Origin of the sequence: Duffyella sp. Ts4 (assembly GCF_051851875.1) — a bacterium.
Lineage (GTDB): Bacteria > Pseudomonadota > Gammaproteobacteria > Enterobacterales > Enterobacteriaceae > Duffyella > Duffyella gerundensis.
In genome coordinates, this window is sequence record NZ_JBLYPN010000001.1 from 518,324 (window position 1) to 534,316 (window position 15,993).

At 52.9% G+C, this 15,993-nt stretch carries 17 protein-coding genes; 5 read left to right on the forward strand and 12 right to left on the reverse strand.

Annotated features, from left to right (window positions below; translation table 11 throughout):
* Positions 1-609: 609 nt before the first annotated feature.
* The 10 genes from ACJY2L_RS02475 to ACJY2L_RS02520 form a co-directional block, all read right to left on the reverse strand.
* Positions 610-1,683, reverse strand: a complete 1,074-nt coding sequence (locus ACJY2L_RS02475; RefSeq protein WP_439212250.1) for an acyltransferase family protein — start codon at positions 1,681-1,683, stop codon at positions 610-612.
* Between the two features lie 282 nt (positions 1,684-1,965).
* Positions 1,966-2,718, reverse strand: a complete 753-nt coding sequence (tcyN, locus tag ACJY2L_RS02480) for an L-cystine ABC transporter ATP-binding protein TcyN (RefSeq protein WP_439212251.1) — start codon at positions 2,716-2,718, stop codon at positions 1,966-1,968.
* Complete coding sequence (gene tcyL / locus ACJY2L_RS02485; RefSeq protein WP_067431589.1) at positions 2,715-3,383, reverse strand: cystine ABC transporter permease; 669 nt, start codon at positions 3,381-3,383, stop codon at positions 2,715-2,717. Before tcyL ends, tcyN begins: the two co-directional genes overlap by 4 nt.
* Complete coding sequence (gene tcyJ, locus ACJY2L_RS02490; protein ID WP_439212252.1) at positions 3,383-4,183, reverse strand: cystine ABC transporter substrate-binding protein; 801 nt, start codon at positions 4,181-4,183, stop codon at positions 3,383-3,385. The genes tcyL and tcyJ overlap by 1 nt, the downstream gene beginning before the upstream one ends.
* Positions 4,184-4,292: 109 nt before the next feature.
* On the reverse strand, positions 4,293-5,279 hold the full coding sequence (locus ACJY2L_RS02495; protein WP_439212253.1) for a D-cysteine desulfhydrase: 987 nt from the start codon (positions 5,277-5,279) through the stop codon (positions 4,293-4,295).
* A gap of 70 nt (positions 5,280-5,349) precedes the next feature.
* On the reverse strand, positions 5,350-5,853 hold the full coding sequence (gene fliZ / locus ACJY2L_RS02500) for a flagella biosynthesis regulatory protein FliZ (protein WP_067431597.1): 504 nt from the start codon (positions 5,851-5,853) through the stop codon (positions 5,350-5,352).
* A gap of 44 nt (positions 5,854-5,897) precedes the next feature.
* Positions 5,898-6,620 carry an RNA polymerase sigma factor FliA gene (locus tag ACJY2L_RS02505; RefSeq protein WP_067431600.1) on the reverse strand — a complete coding sequence of 241 codons (723 nt, stop codon included), beginning with the start codon at positions 6,618-6,620 and terminating at the stop codon, positions 5,898-5,900.
* Between the two features lie 142 nt (positions 6,621-6,762).
* The gene (locus ACJY2L_RS02510; protein WP_439212254.1) at positions 6,763-7,731 is read right to left on the reverse strand and encodes an HNH endonuclease signature motif containing protein; all 969 of its coding nucleotides are present in this window, start codon (positions 7,729-7,731) and stop codon (positions 6,763-6,765) included.
* A 114-nt stretch (positions 7,732-7,845) separates the two neighbouring features.
* Positions 7,846-9,051 (reverse strand): flagellin lysine-N-methylase, encoded by a 1,206-nt coding sequence (gene fliB / locus ACJY2L_RS02515; RefSeq protein WP_439212255.1) that lies wholly within the window; start codon positions 9,049-9,051, stop codon positions 7,846-7,848.
* Between the two features lie 75 nt (positions 9,052-9,126).
* Positions 9,127-9,954, reverse strand: coding sequence for a flagellin N-terminal helical domain-containing protein (locus ACJY2L_RS02520; protein ID WP_439212256.1), 828 nt, complete (start codon positions 9,952-9,954; stop codon positions 9,127-9,129).
* An 807-nt stretch (positions 9,955-10,761) separates the two neighbouring features.
* Here ACJY2L_RS02520 and fliD point away from each other — a divergent pair.
* The 4 genes from fliD (at position 10,762) to amyA (ending at position 14,589) form a co-directional block, all read left to right on the forward strand.
* Positions 10,762-12,198 carry a flagellar filament capping protein FliD gene (fliD, locus tag ACJY2L_RS02525; protein WP_439212257.1) on the forward strand — a complete coding sequence of 479 codons (1,437 nt, stop codon included), beginning with the start codon at positions 10,762-10,764 and terminating at the stop codon, positions 12,196-12,198.
* A 20-nt stretch (positions 12,199-12,218) separates the two neighbouring features.
* Positions 12,219-12,626 (forward strand): flagellar export chaperone FliS, encoded by a 408-nt coding sequence (gene fliS / locus ACJY2L_RS02530; protein ID WP_439212258.1) that lies wholly within the window; start codon positions 12,219-12,221, stop codon positions 12,624-12,626.
* On the forward strand, positions 12,626-12,991 hold the full coding sequence (gene fliT / locus ACJY2L_RS02535) for a flagella biosynthesis regulatory protein FliT (RefSeq protein WP_439212259.1): 366 nt from the start codon (positions 12,626-12,628) through the stop codon (positions 12,989-12,991). The genes fliS and fliT overlap by 1 nt, the downstream gene beginning before the upstream one ends.
* Before the next feature lie 116 nt (positions 12,992-13,107).
* Complete coding sequence (amyA, locus tag ACJY2L_RS02540) at positions 13,108-14,589, forward strand: alpha-amylase (RefSeq protein WP_439212260.1); 1,482 nt, start codon at positions 13,108-13,110, stop codon at positions 14,587-14,589.
* A gap of 55 nt (positions 14,590-14,644) precedes the next feature.
* Here amyA and yedD read toward each other — a convergent pair whose 3' ends face one another.
* The gene (gene yedD / locus ACJY2L_RS02545) at positions 14,645-15,142 is read right to left on the reverse strand and encodes a lipoprotein YedD (protein WP_187486712.1); all 498 of its coding nucleotides are present in this window, start codon (positions 15,140-15,142) and stop codon (positions 14,645-14,647) included.
* 143 nt (positions 15,143-15,285) lie between these two features.
* Between yedD and ACJY2L_RS02550 the strand changes: the two genes are divergently transcribed.
* Positions 15,286-15,609 (forward strand): DUF6388 family protein, encoded by a 324-nt coding sequence (locus tag ACJY2L_RS02550; RefSeq protein ID WP_439212261.1) that lies wholly within the window; start codon positions 15,286-15,288, stop codon positions 15,607-15,609.
* A gap of 54 nt (positions 15,610-15,663) precedes the next feature.
* Here the strand turns inward: ACJY2L_RS02550 and iraP are convergent, their stop codons facing one another.
* Entirely contained in the window at positions 15,664-15,945 is a 282-nt protein-coding gene (gene iraP, locus ACJY2L_RS02555; RefSeq protein ID WP_067431629.1) for an anti-adapter protein IraP, read from the reverse strand.
* Between the last annotated feature and the right edge of the window lie 48 nt (positions 15,946-15,993).

Sequence of the window (15,993 nt, forward strand, 5' to 3'; positions counted from 1 at the left end):
CAGGTCAACACCCAAAACAAAAATAAAAAAACCTCTAAAAAAGCCAAAGCCAGTTCAATTCAATTCAATTCAATTCAATTCAATTCAATTCAATTTTAAGTTTTGGATTTTGAATTTTGGATTTTGGATTTTGGATTTTGGATTTTGGATTTTGGATTTTGGATTTTGGGTTTTCTTTTAGATTTTGGTCTTAATTTTTTCGGTTTTGACGTTGACCTTGAGGAGGCATCACAAACGCCGAGGCAAAAGCTTTTTCCAGGATGAGCCGCAGGGATGCGGCGAGAGGACGCGTTGAGCAGGAGCGAATCGCGTCCGGTCCGTCAGGAAAACGCTTTTGCTGAGGGCACCCACGCAGTGGGCGGTTGTGTTTGCCGGATAGCGCGGGTGCAGGGCCGGGGCGACTGCCGGCCCTGCTCGGGCAGGCTTTAGCCTGGACGAAATGGCCTTTGACCTGGCCCTGCTCGGGCTGCCTTCAGGCAGAACGAAATGGTCCTTGACCTGGCCCTGCTCGGGCTGCCTTCAGGCAGAACGAAATGGTCCTTGACCTGGCCCTTAAAAAGGCCGCCTGCAAGGCAAAGCCCGCCCGCTTCCGGGCATTCCCCCCTCCCCTTAGGCTTTCTTCTTTATGCCAATCAGCGTCGGGAATATAAACAACGATTTCCCCAGTCCGCGGTTAGTCAGCGTCCAGACACCCACCGAGCAAACTACGCAGAGCACCACCATCAGCAACGGATAGAGGCTGGCCCACAGGAAGGCGAACAGCGGTATCTCGAACAACCCGTGGCGCTGGGCGAACAGGATCGCCGACATGCCAAAAAACTCGATAAAGATGCGGTGGATAACGTAGATCTGCAGCGTATTTTTGCCGACCCAGTTGAGGGCCGACATGTTAAAGCGGGCGTTAAGGTAGCGGCACAGCGCCACGCTGGCCAGAATGGTCAGCACGCACATAAACAAACTCTTATCGAGGCCAAACAGCATGTGAACACCGGCTAACACCGCCAGCGCGGCCCAGGGCACGATATTCTCGCGTCGCCATTCACTGAGCTTCAGCATGGTGCTGCTCCAGTAGGCACCTAGCAGGAAGTAGACAAAATATTGTCCGACGCTCTGCGGCCCCCAGAAAGGAATAACCCGTTCTACCGACAGATAATTAAGTGCCACCGCAAGCAAGAGTAATATTAACGGCTGGCGACGGAAAATCTTGGCCATGAGAAAATAAAGCGCCAAACCATATAAATACCAGGAAGTAGTCATAGCTAAAAAGGTGAGCTCAATAAACTCAAGCAGCGAACCGGCATAAGAGGCATTAAGGTTCTGAGAAATACGCTGGCCGGTTATTTCTGTAGAAATGCCGTATATCGACATCCACTGAATAAAGCTCCATAAAATATAGAGATAGAACAGATTGGTAATACGGCTGGTAAAGACATTTTTCCACGGACGGTTGACGATGCCGTTTGCCGCCAGCAGGCCGGAAACAAAGAAGAAGGCAGGCATGCGCAGCGGCGACAGCACAGTGTTGAACGTGACCCACAGCTCGGCTGGCAGGCTACCTGCGCTAAGCGATTTCAGCGTACCGGCAAAGCCGGGCAAGACCACATGATAAAGCACCACTAATAATATACAGGCGCCTTTAAGCGTATTAATCCACAGAATCTCTTCTGTTTTACCGTTATTCATTGCACAGACTCCGGCTATTCAGGTCACAAACAGGCAATAGTCCGCTTTCATGACGAAGACCCTATTAATAGCAATCCCGGCAGGCAATGAATGTAGCTATTATCCTAAAAGAAATTATTGGCCGTGGAATATGCAAAAATCGAAACAAACTGAATCTTATTTACAAACTCGGCAACCTATTTTTAACGGATGTTATTTCAACTTATTATGCTGAATCCGCCCGCACGGATTCTGCATAAGTCGCGCTACACTTTCAGACTTAACTGCAATTTTTTATTCCAGTTAATTATTGAGGAATTTCTCGAGGAATTGTTTGGTACGGGTTTCCTGCGGCTGTGAGAACAGCATTTTTGCTGCGCCCTGCTCCACAATCTTGCCCTGATCCATAAAGATTGCCCGATCGGCCACGTCGCGAGCAAAGCTCATTTCATGGGTCACGATCACCAGAGTGCGCTTCTCTTCCGCCAGTGAACGAATGGTGTTTAACACCTCGCCCACCAGCTCCGGATCCAGCGCCGAGGTTGGCTCATCAAACAGAATCACCTCCGGCCGCATCGCCAGCGCACGGGCAATCGCCACGCGCTGCTGTTGACCACCCGAAAGCCGCCGCGGATAGCTCTCCTCTTTGCCCTGCAGGCCAACCTTCAGCAGCAGTTCGCGCGCCCGGGCGATCGCCTCCGCTTTGGGTTCCCCTTTTACAATCACCGGCCCTTCAATGATGTTTTCCAGCACCGAGCGGTGCGGGAACAGATTGAAGCTCTGAAACACAAAGCCCACCTGCTGACGCAAGCGGCGCACCTGCTCTTTCTGCTTGTTCAGCGATTGCTCCGCGTTAACGGTGATATCACCGACGCGAATGGTACCGCCGTCGGGCTGCTCCAGCAGGTTAATGCTGCGCAACAGCGTGGTTTTGCCGGAACCGCTCGGCCCGATAATCGCCACCACTTCACCACGCGCCACCTGCAGATCGATGCCGTGCAGCACCGTCTGGCCATTGAATTTCTTGACCAGCTTACTGACTTCAATGGCACTCATTTTGACTCCCGATCCTGACGATTAACGTGGTTTTCCAGTCGATTTTGCAGGGCGGAAAGCAGCGTCGCCATCACCCAGTAAATCAGCGAGGCGGCCAGATACATGGTAAACACCTCCAGCGTGCGCGAGGTGATCAGCTGCGCCTGACGAAACAGCTCCGGCACCTGAATGGTAGCCGCCAGCGAGGTGTCTTTCACCAGGCTGATAAAGCTGTTGCCCAATGGCGGTAACGCGGTGCGTGCCGCCTGCGGCAGGATCACCCGACGTAGCGTCTGCCATGAGGTCATGCCGATGCTGGACGCCGCTTCCCACTGTCCACGCTCAATAGACGCGATAGCGCCGCGCAGCGATTCCGAGGCGTAGGCCGCGGTATTCAGCGACAGGCCAATCATCGCCGATGGGATAGGATCCAGTTCAATGCCAAACTGCGGCAGGCCGTAATAGATCATAAACAGCTGAGCGATCAGTGGTGTACCGCGAAAGATGGAAACATAAATGCGTGCCAGCCAGTTAACGGGCCAGAAGCGTGACAGGCGCATCAGCGCCAGCACAAAGCCGAGCACCAGGCCGAAAAACATGCCGCCGATGCTCAGCTGCAGGGTAAACAGCGCCCCTTTTAATAAAAAAGGTGCTGAATCCAGCACCAGTTGAATACTTTCTTGCATTATTTAGTCACGTCCGCGCCAAACCATTTCTGTGACAGTTTGCTCAGCGAACCATCTTTCTGCATCTCGGCGATGGCCTGATCGATCGCCTTTAGCAGATCGTCATTGCCCTTGCGCAGCGCCACGCCTGACTCCTGACGAGAGAAGGCCGGACCCGCTACCGCCATGGTGTTGCCGGTTTTCTTCACCAGATCCAGCGCGGCCAGACGATCGACCAGAATCGCATCAAGACGACCAGAACGCAGATCCTGATACTTGGTTGGGTCATCATCGTAGGTACGGATGTCGACGCCCTTCACGTTCTCGCGCAGCCACTGCTCATAGTTCGAGCCGAGACCGACGCCCACTTTTTTGCTGGCCAGATCGTCCGGCTTGTTCACGCTGCCCGCTTTGTCTTTACGCGTCAGCGCCTGAATACCGGAAACGGTGTACGGCGTGGAGAAATCATATTTTTTCTTACGCTCGTCTGAAATGGTCACCTGATTGATCACCACGTCGATGCGTTTGGAATCCAGCGACGCCAGCATGCCATCCCATTTGGTTGGCTTCAGGCTCGCCTTCAGGCCAAGGTGCTGCGCCAGCTGCTCGGCAAATTCCACCTCAAAACCGGTGAGCTTGCCGTTTTCATCCTGGAAGCTGAACGGCGGATAGGTGCCTTCCAGACCGACCAGCAGCGTGCCGCGCTCTTTGACCTTGTTAAGCAGGTTTTCAGCCGCGTGCGTTTTCACATTCACACCGGCAACCAGCGCCAGCGCAACTGCTCCCATCACCAGATGACGACGAGCCAGAGAAAAGTTCATATCAGTACCCCGTTGTTATGATTTTAGGCCCGCAGGCCGGTCCCACATCGGCGGCAAACTGCCGCCGTTATTGTTACTGTGCGATTCTAGCGTAGTTTATCTGACGAAATTAGACCGAAGGGTGATAAGCAAATAACGCAGGCGCACCGCCGGTATGAATAAACAGCAGCGGGCCTTCGCGGCGAAAGCGCTGTTGACGGATACCGTCGATCAGCCCGGCCATCGCCTTGCCGGTGTAGACCGGATCGAGAAAGATGCCTTCGAGCCGCGCCAGCAGTTTGATCGCCTCCATACCCTCTTCGTTTGGCTCGCCATAGCGTGGAGCAAAATAGTCATCCCATAAGACGATCGGCGCCTGGCTGGTCAGGTTCATCGACTGCGCCAGCTGCTGTTGAATCAGCGCCACCTTCGGCCGCTGTTCATCAGCGTTGCGCGATACCGTCACGCCAATCAGCTCGCTTTCCGGCAGCAGCTGCTCGAGGCCCACCGCCAGCCCGGCGTGAGTACCGGCGCTGCCCGAGGCGACGACTACGGCGGCAAAATCGACCACGCCTTCGCTCTGATGCGCGATCTCCTGCGCGCACTCGATGTAGCCCAGCGCGCCCAGCGCACTGGAGCCGCCAACCGGCACAACATAAGGGCGAAAACCCTGCGCTTCAAGACGTGTAGCTTCTTCTTCCAGCTGCGCCTGCGGATCGTGCAGGGCATCAACCATCACGATTTCAGCATCGAGCAGATCGAGCAGCAGGCGGTTGCCATTGTGCAGGTAGTTATCGGCAGAGGTCGCCAGCGGATTTTCCAGCAGCGCCACGCACTTCAGCCCCAGCTTTGCCGCCACGGCGGCGGTCTGGCGAACATGATTTGACTGAATAGCACCGGCGGTGAGCAGCACATCGGCGCCCTGACGCAGCGCGTCGGCGGCCAGATATTCCAGCTTGCGCAGCTTGTTGCCGCCCAGCGCCATTGGCGTCAGGTCGTCGCGTTTGATGAAGATATCGCGGCCAAGAAAATCGGAAAATCGCGGCAGGTGCTCTAAGGGCGTTGGGGCGCCGAGCAGTTCCAGCTTGGGGAAAGGAATAAGGGATTGTAAGGACAACGTAGCCTCCACGCTCGTTTGACTCAGTTATCCTTACAGTGTTGCAGAAGATGACCTCGCGGTCATCCTGCTAAGCGCGCTGCCAGCCTAAAAACTGGTCATACTTACGCAGCGCGATACGGTAGTTATTGTTCCCCGCATCGGGCAAATCCTGCTCAAGACACTCATGCCAGCTGTTGCCGCTGAGTCGTTCTGGCGGAAAGTTTTTCGCTTTCAGCATATCGTCAAGACGACGCAGGCGAACCACATACTCACGAATGGTGCTGTGGCTCATCTCGGTCTCTTCAAACAAATACTGTTTGAACGCCATGATGTCGAAATAGTTAGGGTGCGTGTTGCAGAAAATATCGCTGCAAAAACGGCACAGCGCGGTCAGCTCATTCTGCAATTTCATCCACACCAGATCGTCGATCGGCTGATCCATCCGGGCAATGGCTTCTTTGTTAATGATCTGACCACGAAACACCAGCGCCATACGATCCAGCACTTTGTCACAATGTGAACAGTTGGTCTGGCTGTGTTTGTAGTCTTTCAAGTAACGGCTTAACGGTCTTGTTTTTGTTCTGGTTCCCATTCAAAAGTCCCCGGTTATCTTCTGGTAAGCGAGAACTGATGCTGTCAGCGCGCTCCCGTTAACCGGGCACGCAGACGTTTTATCGCCTGACTGTGCAGTTGGCTGACCCGTGATTCCCCCACGTCCAGCACTGCGCCAATCTCTTTCAGATTCAGTTCTTCCTGGTAATACAGTGTCAGCACCATCTTTTCGCGATCGGGCAAGGCTTCGATCGCTTCGATGACACGTTCACGCAGACTCCCTTCCATCAACTGATGAAGCGGATTTGCCTCTTCGTGCCCTTCCGTCACCAGCTCCGCACTATCGCCGTGTTCTTCACGATATTCGTCGTAAGAGAAAAGCTGGCTGTTGTTCGTGTCGAGCAGCATTTGCCGGTACTCTTCCAGCGAAACATCCAGCTGTTGAGCCACCTCCTGCTCGGTTGCCGCACGCCCTAAGGACTGCTCAACGCGATGCATGGCACCGGAGACCTCACGCGCGTTACGACGCACGCTGCGGGGTGCCCAGTCGCGGCTGCGCAATTCATCCAGCATCGCGCCACGAATACGCTGCACGGCATAGGTGGTAAAGGCTGTGCCCTGTAGCGCGTCGTAGCGCTCAACGGCATTCAATAAGCCAATCCCACCAGCCTGTAATAAATCATCCAGCTCTACGCTGGCGGGCAAACGCACCTGCAGGCGTAGCGCCTCGTGGCGTACTAGCGGGATGTAGCGCTGCCACAGCGAGTGCTTGTCCATTACTCCATCGGCGGTATAGAAATCGTTCATATTGACTACCCTGCGTTAAAGATGTTATCGGCATGATTATCCGATCCTGTAGGGTATTTGATTGGTGGAATAGACGGGGTAAAGCGAGGCTATTCAGAATATTCTTAAGAATGGCAGCGACGTTTATCACTGCCCATTGGGGTTAACGCAGGCGGCGCAGGCGCTCGCGAGTGGTGGCCGGAACAAGATGCCAGAGCTGGCAAGGCTTGCCGCTAATCTGTTGATAAAACTCGCTGAGTTTGTTTTCTGTCGCATCAGCCGAAGTGATGGAAACTTCGCCAGAATCAGCATTGATGCTTAACAATTTATTGTTAAATAGTCGCTGTAGGTCACTACGTAAGAACAGACCGTTATCAACATTATTATCTGCCAGAAACCCCTCTTCATTTTCCCGCATATCGATATGGCACGCTTCCACCCATGGCGTTAACGAACTGGCGGTCAACGGCGTGCCGGTGATGACGCAGGCGCCATAACGCGCACTTACCGCCTCAGCAAACGCCGTCTGGCTGGCGCGCTGCCACAACCGGGCCTTGACGCGACGTCCTACCTGCGTACCGGGCATCACCGCTGCCGGCACTTTCAGCAACGGGCTTTGCAGCACCACAATGAACTGGATACGTCGTGACTGAGCAAAACAGGCGTGCGCCTGCGCATCATAAAGCTGCCAGTACGCCTCCTCGCCTTCGTAACGCATGATCGACAGCGTATAACCGCGGCTGGTAAACAGGTTCTGCGCCGCTGCCGATGCGGGATCGAGCATGGCGTAGACCCGGCTCTCGCCCATGATCCGCCACAGGTTGTCACGTCGCTCCGCCTCACCGCGGCGTAAATAGAGGAATGGCAGCTGCTGCTGCAGATAGTGCTCCAGCCGCCGCAGGTAGTTTTTGCGTTCGTTATCGTTGGCGACAAACAGCAGCTCATCCAGCGGGCTGTTGCTCTCTTCGTTGGCGAAAATAGCGCGGATGACCATGCTGCGGTTGCTGGTTGACGGGCTCAGCAAGCCGCGCGCCGTCAGCTCTTTCTCATCCGGGTATTTTTCGGCGTAGCGCTGCGCAATCTCATCGAAGCTGAGCAACGCGCCAGGTAGTAAGTCGTTATTGAAGCGCATAAGACACTCCGGAGAAGGAAGCGGAAACGTTAATATGCTGTAAGAACACCTGAACAAACAGAGAGCCTGCGGTGCGCCAGTTGATCACAGGCACACCATTTTTACGTCAGCTGACTATTTCAGCAGGTGCAACAGGGAGATGTTGTCATTCATCTTAAATGCATCGATATGCATGTAGAAATTATCGCTGGCCTGCTTGTTATGCTTGGTCAGAGAGTGAAAGCTATAAATAATATTGACCACATCATCCTGGCTCAGCTCGCCAGTGCTTTTAACCTGTGCCACCAGCAAATTCTTAATCATCAACCATTCAGAGGTTAACAAATAGAGTGCCGAGAGCGGTTCACGGCTCGTCAGGGAAGGAAAGCGATCGTGATAGATACGATACTGGAAATAGTTGCCGATCAGCCAGGGTGAGTCCTGCAGAAACGGTAAAACCTTCTGCTGCCATAACAGACTGTTTTCGGCCATCAGCTGGCTCTTGCTGGCATCGTCCTGATCCTGCAAAGCATCAAGATTCAACAGTTGAAGATAACGGTTGAAGGTGGCAAAACCGCGCGAGCCCGGCCGAAGTTGAATAAAATGCTGCATATTATTCAGTAGCGCATAATGCAGCAGGTAGTGTGGCTCAATAGCGTGCATATGCGCCACCACCTCACCGTTCTCCAGTGAGTCGCTCAGCGCCAGGAAGGTGTTTTCCAGCTGCGCAACATCATCAGCATTATCCAGCGAAACCTTATCCAGCTTCAGGCAGAGTAGCGCGATGGCATAAAGTCCCTGCTCGACCTGCACACCACATTTCGCCATCAACAACGAGCACATCAGATTAAGTAATTTTTCCGCATCCTGATATTCAGGTGCGCTGTTAAACAACTGCCGCAGCAGCTGTTTCTCCTGAACCTGCATGCCATCAGGATGAGTGAGTAGCAGGCGCGCCGCTTCCGGACAGGATAATGTCAGGGTATTAAACTCATCACGACGCTTTTGTATAGAGACGCGCGGATACGTGGAACAGGTATGGCTCAGGGCGGAAGCGCCTAAACCCGCATGAATTTTGCAAAGCTTTTTCTCATCCAGAAAGCCACACTGGCCAGAGGCATCCAGTTTAATCTGCGCCCAGTTAGCCACGCTTTTTTTGGTGACGCTGATATGTTCGGTCGCCAGCGCGCGGATATCGATACGCTTCGCCTGCAAATAACGATTAGCCGATTTTTTATCCAGCTGAATATTCCAGCCGCCACAACAATGCTCAGGACAAGCCGAACCCACACAGGCAAATTTCTCAACGAATTGCGGTTCAAATAACGTTAAGGTTTTCACGGATTCTCCTGAGCAATTTATGCAGATGAAAAAGGCGACATCGCGTCGCCTTTTGATTTAAATTTCGTTGAGCTATTAGCCCTGCAGCAGAGACAGCACGCCCTGTGGAACCTGGTTCGCTTTAGACAGTACGTTAGTACCAGCCTGTTGCAGAATCTGAGCACGTGACATGTTTGAAACTTCAGTGGCGTAGTCAGCATCCTGAATACGAGACTGTGCAGCAGACAGGTTAGTCGACGTGTTGTTCAGGTTGTTGATAGTTGACTCAAAACGGTTCTGTACCGCACCCAGGCCGCTACGAGCGGTATCGACTTTAGCAATTGCAGCATCGATAGTTTTCAGTACGGTGTCGCTTGGCGTTGTCAGGTCAACAGCGTCCACACCCAGAGTTGTGGTGTCAGCTTTAGCGCCTGACAGATCCAGAGTGATGGTTTCTTTGTCGTTTGCGCCAACCTGGATAGAGACTTTACCAGCAGTACCAGCATTACCGTCCAGCAGTTTGGTGCCGTTGAAAGTAGTCTGACCAGCAACACGGTCAATCTCGTCCAGACGTGCTTTAACTTCATCCTGCAGTGAGGAGAGGTCGGTAGCGGTGTTGGTACCGTTGTTAGCCTGAACAGCCAGCTCACGAACGCGCTGTAAGTTGGTGTTTATCTCGTTCAGTGCGCCTTCAGCAGTCTGCGCCATTGAGATACCGTCGTTGGCATTACGTGAAGCCTGGTTCATGCCGCGGATGTTAGAACTCATACGGTTGGCAATCGCCTGACCAGCAGCATCGTCTTTTGCGCTGTTGATACGCAGACCAGAAGAAAGACGCTCAATCGCAGTGCCCAGAGCGGACTGAGATTTGTTCAGGTTGTTCTGAGTAGACAGAGACAGAATGTTAGTATTGATAACGGCCATGATAACAGTCCTTTAAATTAGTTTAGGGTTTGAGCGAGGTATCTGTTTGGCACCTCTCTCAGTCATAACATGTATCGGCATCACTTTGGGTTGCTTTAGAAAAAAGTTTATAAAATTTTAAAACTCTTTGTTTTTCAGATGATTAATTATTAAAAATCTTACTCATTCTATTATCAGGTAAGCGTAAGGCGCTTCAAATTGCGTTAAAACCGCCCTGCTAAAGATAAAAGAAAGTGTTTTTTCTTTAATTTTTAAACCGTCCTGAAAAAAATTGAGCTTATTAGCCCACTTTTTTCTTCTTTATATTACTGACAACACCTATATCGGCCGTAACAGCATGCGGTTTACGAAAAAAACGGCTTTTTATTTTCTATAGCCCGCAGCGGTACGCCCGTTTCTCTAATGAAAGGAAAGGTCTGCTTCTCTATAGAGTAAACAGAGTGCTTCCTTATAAAGAGAAAGGGTCTGCTTCTCTATATAAAAAGAAAGGAAGCGCCACGCTGTAAAGCAGGCATCGCTCTGACGTAATAAAGGCGGTTGGGCTGTTGTTGCCAGCGAAGCGTTTGAACAAGCCGTAACAGAGATCCTGCCACTCTCCTTCTGCTATAAAGAACAGCGCGCTATCGGTGTCATTGCTCTGCTAAGGTGCGTCATCTCTTCTCTGCTTCTGTCCGCTACGGCTAATCGTAAGAAATAGCGTAGCGAAGGCGTTCAACTCGCCGCTTCACGGCAGAAAAAAACCGGTAAACTTTCGCGCATACCCGCCGATAACTCGTAGACAATTGCAAAGCTGAAAAAGGAAATATCATGGCCGCCATCAGTAACCTGGGCGTAGGTTCCAACCTTGATCTGAGCTCTTTGTATGACAAGTTAGAGGCTGGTGAAAAGTCCAAGCTGACGACAATTACCGCTCAACAAACAAATTCCCAAAGCAAATTAACCGCTTTGGGTAAATTGCAAAGCTCACTACAGAGCTTGCAAACGGCAACAGCGGCATTGGCTAAAGTCGATACTTTTAATGCAACGGCGGTAACCAGTACCAATACCGCATTCAGCGCGACCACCGCCAGCTCTGCTGTTGTCGGGAGCTATTCGGTTTCGGTAAGCCAGACTGCCTCCGCGCAAACGCTGGTCTCGGGCTCACTGGCCAGTAACACAGCACAGTTGGGCGCCACCACAGGCGGCACCCGCACGCTCTCTATTCAACAGGGCAGCGGTACACCGATTACGCTAACGTTGACCGATGATCAGACGTCATTAACCAACGTGGTTAAAGCCATTAATACCAGCGGTGCCAACGTTGCCGCCACCACCATTAAAGGCAGCGACGGCAACTATCATCTGTTGCTCTCGTCCAAAGCAACCGGTACCGCAAATGATATGACAATCAGCGTATCAGGCGACGATACCTTGCAGGCGGCCATCGGCTACAGCGCTGGCGGCAGCAGCAATGGCATGAGCGTACAAACGGCATCAAAAAATGCCAAGCTGGAAGTGAATGGCATTGCCATTGAGAGTGCCAGCAACACGGTGACCGGCGCGCCGGAAGGCGTAACGCTGACCCTGAAATCGGTCACCACCGCACCGGAAAATCTTGAGGTAAGTCGCTCGGTTGACTCCGTAAAAACCGCGATTAAGAACTTTGTTACCGCCTACAACAACGTTAACGCCGTCATTGCCAGCGCAACCAAATATACCCCGGTTGCTAAAGGAGATGATCAGGCGTCAAACAACGGTGCCCTGCTGGGTGATAACACGGTTCGCACCGTGCAGGCACGTTTACGCAGTCTGATTTCCAGCCCGCAGAGTGGCGGTTCAGTGGCAATCCTGGCACAGCTGGGCATTACGCAGGATCCTACGGTTAACCCAGACGGTTCCACGGGCAATCTGGTGATTAATGACACCAAGCTGACCAAGGCCCTGAATGAGACGCCGCAGGCCGTTACGGAGTTCTTTGTTGGCGATAGTAAAACCACCGGTCTGAGCACCCAGTTAGGCACCTCCTTAACTGACATGCTTAGCACCAGCGTGGGTAAAGAAGGCTTGATGAAAAATGCCACCGACGGCCTTAACAGCAAGCTGGATTTACTGGGCGATCGCTATGAAGCGATGCAGGACCGTATTGATGCCACGATGGCGCGTTATAAAGCGCAATTTACACAACTTGATGCGTTTATGTCCAAGATGAATGCAACATCAAGTTATTTGACCCAGCAGTTTAGCTCAAGTTCTGACTCAAAATAGCTTGAGTAGGGAGTCACTAAATGTATAACCAGTCAGGGGCCGCCGCTTATGCTCGCGTCGGCCTGGAAAGCGCCGTGATGAGTGCCGATCACGATCAGCTCGTTACTATGCTTTTCGATGGCGCACTGAGTGCGCTGGTTCGCGCGCGCCTGTTTATGCTGGAAAATGATATCCAGCAGAAAGGTGCTGCCCTTACCAAGGCCATCAATATTATTGAAAATGGTCTTAAACATGGTTTAGAAGAAAATAGCGGCGACGAACTCACGGACAACATGATGGCATTATATGCCTATATGGTGCGCCGTCTGTTACAGGCTAATCTGCATAACGATGCGGCGGCGGTGGAAGAAGTTGAAGGCCTGCTGCGCAATATCGCCGATGCGTGGAAGCAATCGCTGGATCCCGCCACCTTTCAGGACGCTGTCTAATGGTTATCGAACCGCACCTGCTTATGACCTACCAGAAACTTTTATCACTCAGCCAGACGATGTTACGTTTGGCCTCCGCAGGACGCTGGGATGAGCTGATCGAAACGGAAGTCGATTACATTGGTGCGGTTGAACGCCTGTCGCAATCCACACAAGCGTCGCCAATTTCTCCGCAGACATTGACTCAGTTGCGCCCTGTATTACGCACAATTCTTGATAATGAGGCGCAGGTCCGCGTTTTGTTGCAGGAAAGAATGAATGAACTGGCCAGCCTGGTCACGCAATCTGGCAAGCAGAAATCACTTAACAGCACCTATACGTCGATGCGCGGTAACGTGCTTTATCCGCAGCAGGATCCGCTCTAACTCCCCTCTTTCGCTTTCCACGGTTTAGCAGCGATAAATATATTTCTGCTAAACCGCGCGTTTCGCTTAACCTCCTCCATACTTCAATTCTCAGGCAGACACATTGGAGCACGGAGATGCAAAACCCCACGTTGTTGCAGTTTTTCCACTGGTACTATCCGGATGGCGGTAAACTCTGGCCTGAAGCTGCGGAACGCGCGGCCTGGCTGGGAGAAATTGGTATCAGCTCGGTCTGGCTGCCACCGGCCTATAAAGGGGAATCAGGCGGCTATTCAGTCGGTTATGACACCTACGATCTGTTTGACCTCGGTGAGTTTGATCAAAAAGGCAGCCAGGCCACCAAGTATGGCGACAAAGCGCAATTACTCAACGCGGTGGATAAACTGCGCCAGCATAATGTTGGCGTGATCATGGACGTGGTGCTCAACCATAAAATGGGCGCCGACGAAAAAGAGACCATGGCGGTCAACCGCGTGAATCCTGACAACCGTGAGGAAATCAGCAGCGAAGAGATCGTGGCGGAAGCCTGGACGAAGTTCTCTTTCCCGGTGCGTAACGGCCAGTATTCAAAATTTGTCTGGGACTACAAATGCTTCAACGGCGTTGACCATATCGAAAACCCGGATGAAAACGGCCTGTTTAAGATCGTCAATGATTATACCGGCGACGGCTGGAACGATCAGGTCGACGGCGAGCTGGGCAACTTCGACTATTTGATGGGCGCTAACATCGATTTCCGCAACACCGCAGTGACCGAAGAGCTGAAATACTGGGCGCGCTGGATGATGGAACAGCTGCCGTGCACCGGTTTTCGTCTGGATGCGGTGAAGCACATTCCGGCCTGGTTCTATAAAGAGTGGATCGATCACATTCAGGATGTGGCGCAGGATCCGATGTTTATCGTGGCCGAATATTGGTCGCACGACACCGACACGCTGATGAACTATATCCATCAGGTCGAAGGCAAAACCATGCTGTTCGATGCGCCGCTGCAGATGAATTTTCATCAGGCATCAAAGTCAGGCTCCTCATACGACATGAGCACCATCTTTAATAATACGCTGGTCGAGCGCGATCCCTTCCACGCGGTGACCATTGTCGCCAACCACGATACGCAACCGTTGCAGTCGCTGGAAGCGCCGGTGGAACCCTGGTTTAAGCCGCTGGCCTATGCGCTGATTCTGCTGCGTGAACAAGGTGTGCCTACCGTGTTTTATCCCGACCTGTTTGGCGCCAGCTATGGCGACGAAGGCAGCGACGGTGAAACGCATCAGGTGGAGATGCCGGTGATACCGGAACTGGAAGCGTTGATTCGCGCGCGCCAGCAATATGCGCACGGCGTGCAGACCAACTATTTCGATCATCCAAACTGCGTGGCGTTTAGCCGCAGCGGCACCGCCGAACAGCCAGGCTGCGTGGTGGTGCTCTCCAACGGCGATGAAGGCGAAAAAACCGTGGCGCTGGGTGACGGCTTTGCCAATACGCAGTGGCGCGATTATCTCGGCCATCGCGATGATCGGGTGCAGTGTGATGAGGCGGGCAATGGACAGTTCCGCTGTAACGGCGGCAGCGTAAGCGTCTGGGTAAAAGCGGACTAAAACGGGCTGAAGCAACAAACAAAAAAGGGCGCAACCCATGCGCCCTTTTTTACGGTTATTTTTCGGCTTGTGCAGCCGCTGGCTTCGCTTCGGTGGCCTGGGTAATCCGCGTTTTCAGGCTTTCCGGCTCAATATTCTGAATCACCTGCACTTTGGCATCCTGCTCTGCCATCTGCAGCGCCTGCTGGCACTCCACCGTTGGCCGCTCGACTTTACGCAGCGTCAGGCCGTCGTAATGGAGCTCGCTGCCTTCCTGCTCCAGCGGCATCACGCGCAGCTGGCGGGTCACGTTCACATAATCACCGTTCAGCTGGGTTAACTTACCCGGTTTTGCGATCACGCGCTGCCACTGACGGCAATCCAGCGTATCGCCGGACGCGTTGACAATCAGGCTGCCGATCGCTTTATCACTGCGCAGGCCGCTTTGCGGGCCAAACGTCTGCCAGTTACCCTGCAAATTAGCCGGTGCTGGCGTCTTTACCGCCTGCTGATAATCAGTGATTTGCGCACAGCCGCCCAGCGCCAGCGCGCTCAGTAACATCCACTTTTTCATCTTCAATCCCTAACCATCAATGCGATGGCCGCTACGTTATAATTTTTCTCACCGGTTATGCAAGCCGCACACGGCTTCCGGGCGCCTGACAGCATCAACGATAGCAGTTACACTGGGCGCACGCCCATTTTCAGGAGCAGGTAATGAAAACACCCGAAGAGTATTACGTCCTTGCGCGCAGTATGTTTTTATCCGCGCAGCCCGATTTTCAGCAGGCGCTGGAGCAGCTGACCGAATCCGATGCCCGCACCGCTGGCATGTCGCTGCGTCAGCTGCGTGATTTGCAGGCCGATCGGATTTACGCCGCCTTTTTACGGCAGAAGAAGCAGGATGCCATGCTGTTTTCTATTCAGCTGGCTGAGCCGGACAAAGCGGTGGCCGCCGAAGCGATTGAAGCCTATCTGAAATCGCATGCTGAAGCGCTGGGCATGACGTGGGAAGCGTTCTGCCGTAAGAACGAGCTGTAAAGTGAAGCGGCCTCTGGAGGTGCGGCAGTTTTCACTACCAGAGGTAGCCCGACGTCAGGCGGTTTTGCTTTCGACGTAGCTGGTGACGGCGAGCAGGCGGTTGACGTGGGTCAGCAGCAGATCGACATCGGTTTGCAGAAAATCAGTGGATGAGCGCGACGCGGTGACAATCGCATCCTGAACGGTATCGGAAATACTCTGATCGTTGGTGTTTCTGGCGTTGATCAGCAGTGCCGCAATGAGCAGTGATTGCGCTTCGACCTGCGCGGTGAGCTCTTTTGTATCAACATCCATTTTTGCCAGCTTCAATAAGATGTCGACGACCAGTTGTTTCATGGGTTTTCCCTGTAGCAATTGCGCTATGAAATAATTTCCACAATCTGC

Coding starts and splice junctions, on each gene's coding strand:
- ACJY2L_RS02475 (WP_439212250.1), bottom strand. CDS start 1,683: ATGAATAACGGTAAAACAGAAGAGATTCTGTGGATTAATACGCTTAAA.
- tcyN (WP_439212251.1), bottom strand. CDS start 2,718: ATGAGTGCCATTGAAGTCAGTAAGCTGGTCAAGAAATTCAATGGCCAG.
- tcyL (WP_067431589.1), bottom strand. CDS start 3,383: ATGCAAGAAAGTATTCAACTGGTGCTGGATTCAGCACCTTTTTTATTA.
- tcyJ (WP_439212252.1), bottom strand. CDS start 4,183: ATGAACTTTTCTCTGGCTCGTCGTCATCTGGTGATGGGAGCAGTTGCG.
- fliZ (WP_067431597.1), bottom strand. CDS start 5,853: ATGGGAACCAGAACAAAAACAAGACCGTTAAGCCGTTACTTGAAAGAC.
- ACJY2L_RS02505 (WP_067431600.1), bottom strand. CDS start 6,620: ATGAACGATTTCTATACCGCCGATGGAGTAATGGACAAGCACTCGCTG.
- ACJY2L_RS02510 (WP_439212254.1), bottom strand. CDS start 7,731: ATGCGCTTCAATAACGACTTACTACCTGGCGCGTTGCTCAGCTTCGAT.
- ACJY2L_RS02520 (WP_439212256.1), bottom strand. CDS start 9,954: ATGGCCGTTATCAATACTAACATTCTGTCTCTGTCTACTCAGAACAAC.
- fliD (WP_439212257.1), top strand. CDS start 10,762: ATGGCCGCCATCAGTAACCTGGGCGTAGGTTCCAACCTTGATCTGAGC.
- fliS (WP_439212258.1), top strand. CDS start 12,219: ATGTATAACCAGTCAGGGGCCGCCGCTTATGCTCGCGTCGGCCTGGAA.
- fliT (WP_439212259.1), top strand. CDS start 12,626: ATGGTTATCGAACCGCACCTGCTTATGACCTACCAGAAACTTTTATCA.
- amyA (WP_439212260.1), top strand. CDS start 13,108: ATGCAAAACCCCACGTTGTTGCAGTTTTTCCACTGGTACTATCCGGAT.
- yedD (WP_187486712.1), bottom strand. CDS start 15,142: ATGAAAAAGTGGATGTTACTGAGCGCGCTGGCGCTGGGCGGCTGTGCG.
- ACJY2L_RS02550 (WP_439212261.1), top strand. CDS start 15,286: ATGAAAACACCCGAAGAGTATTACGTCCTTGCGCGCAGTATGTTTTTA.
- iraP (WP_067431629.1), bottom strand. CDS start 15,945: ATGAAACAACTGGTCGTCGACATCTTATTGAAGCTGGCAAAAATGGAT.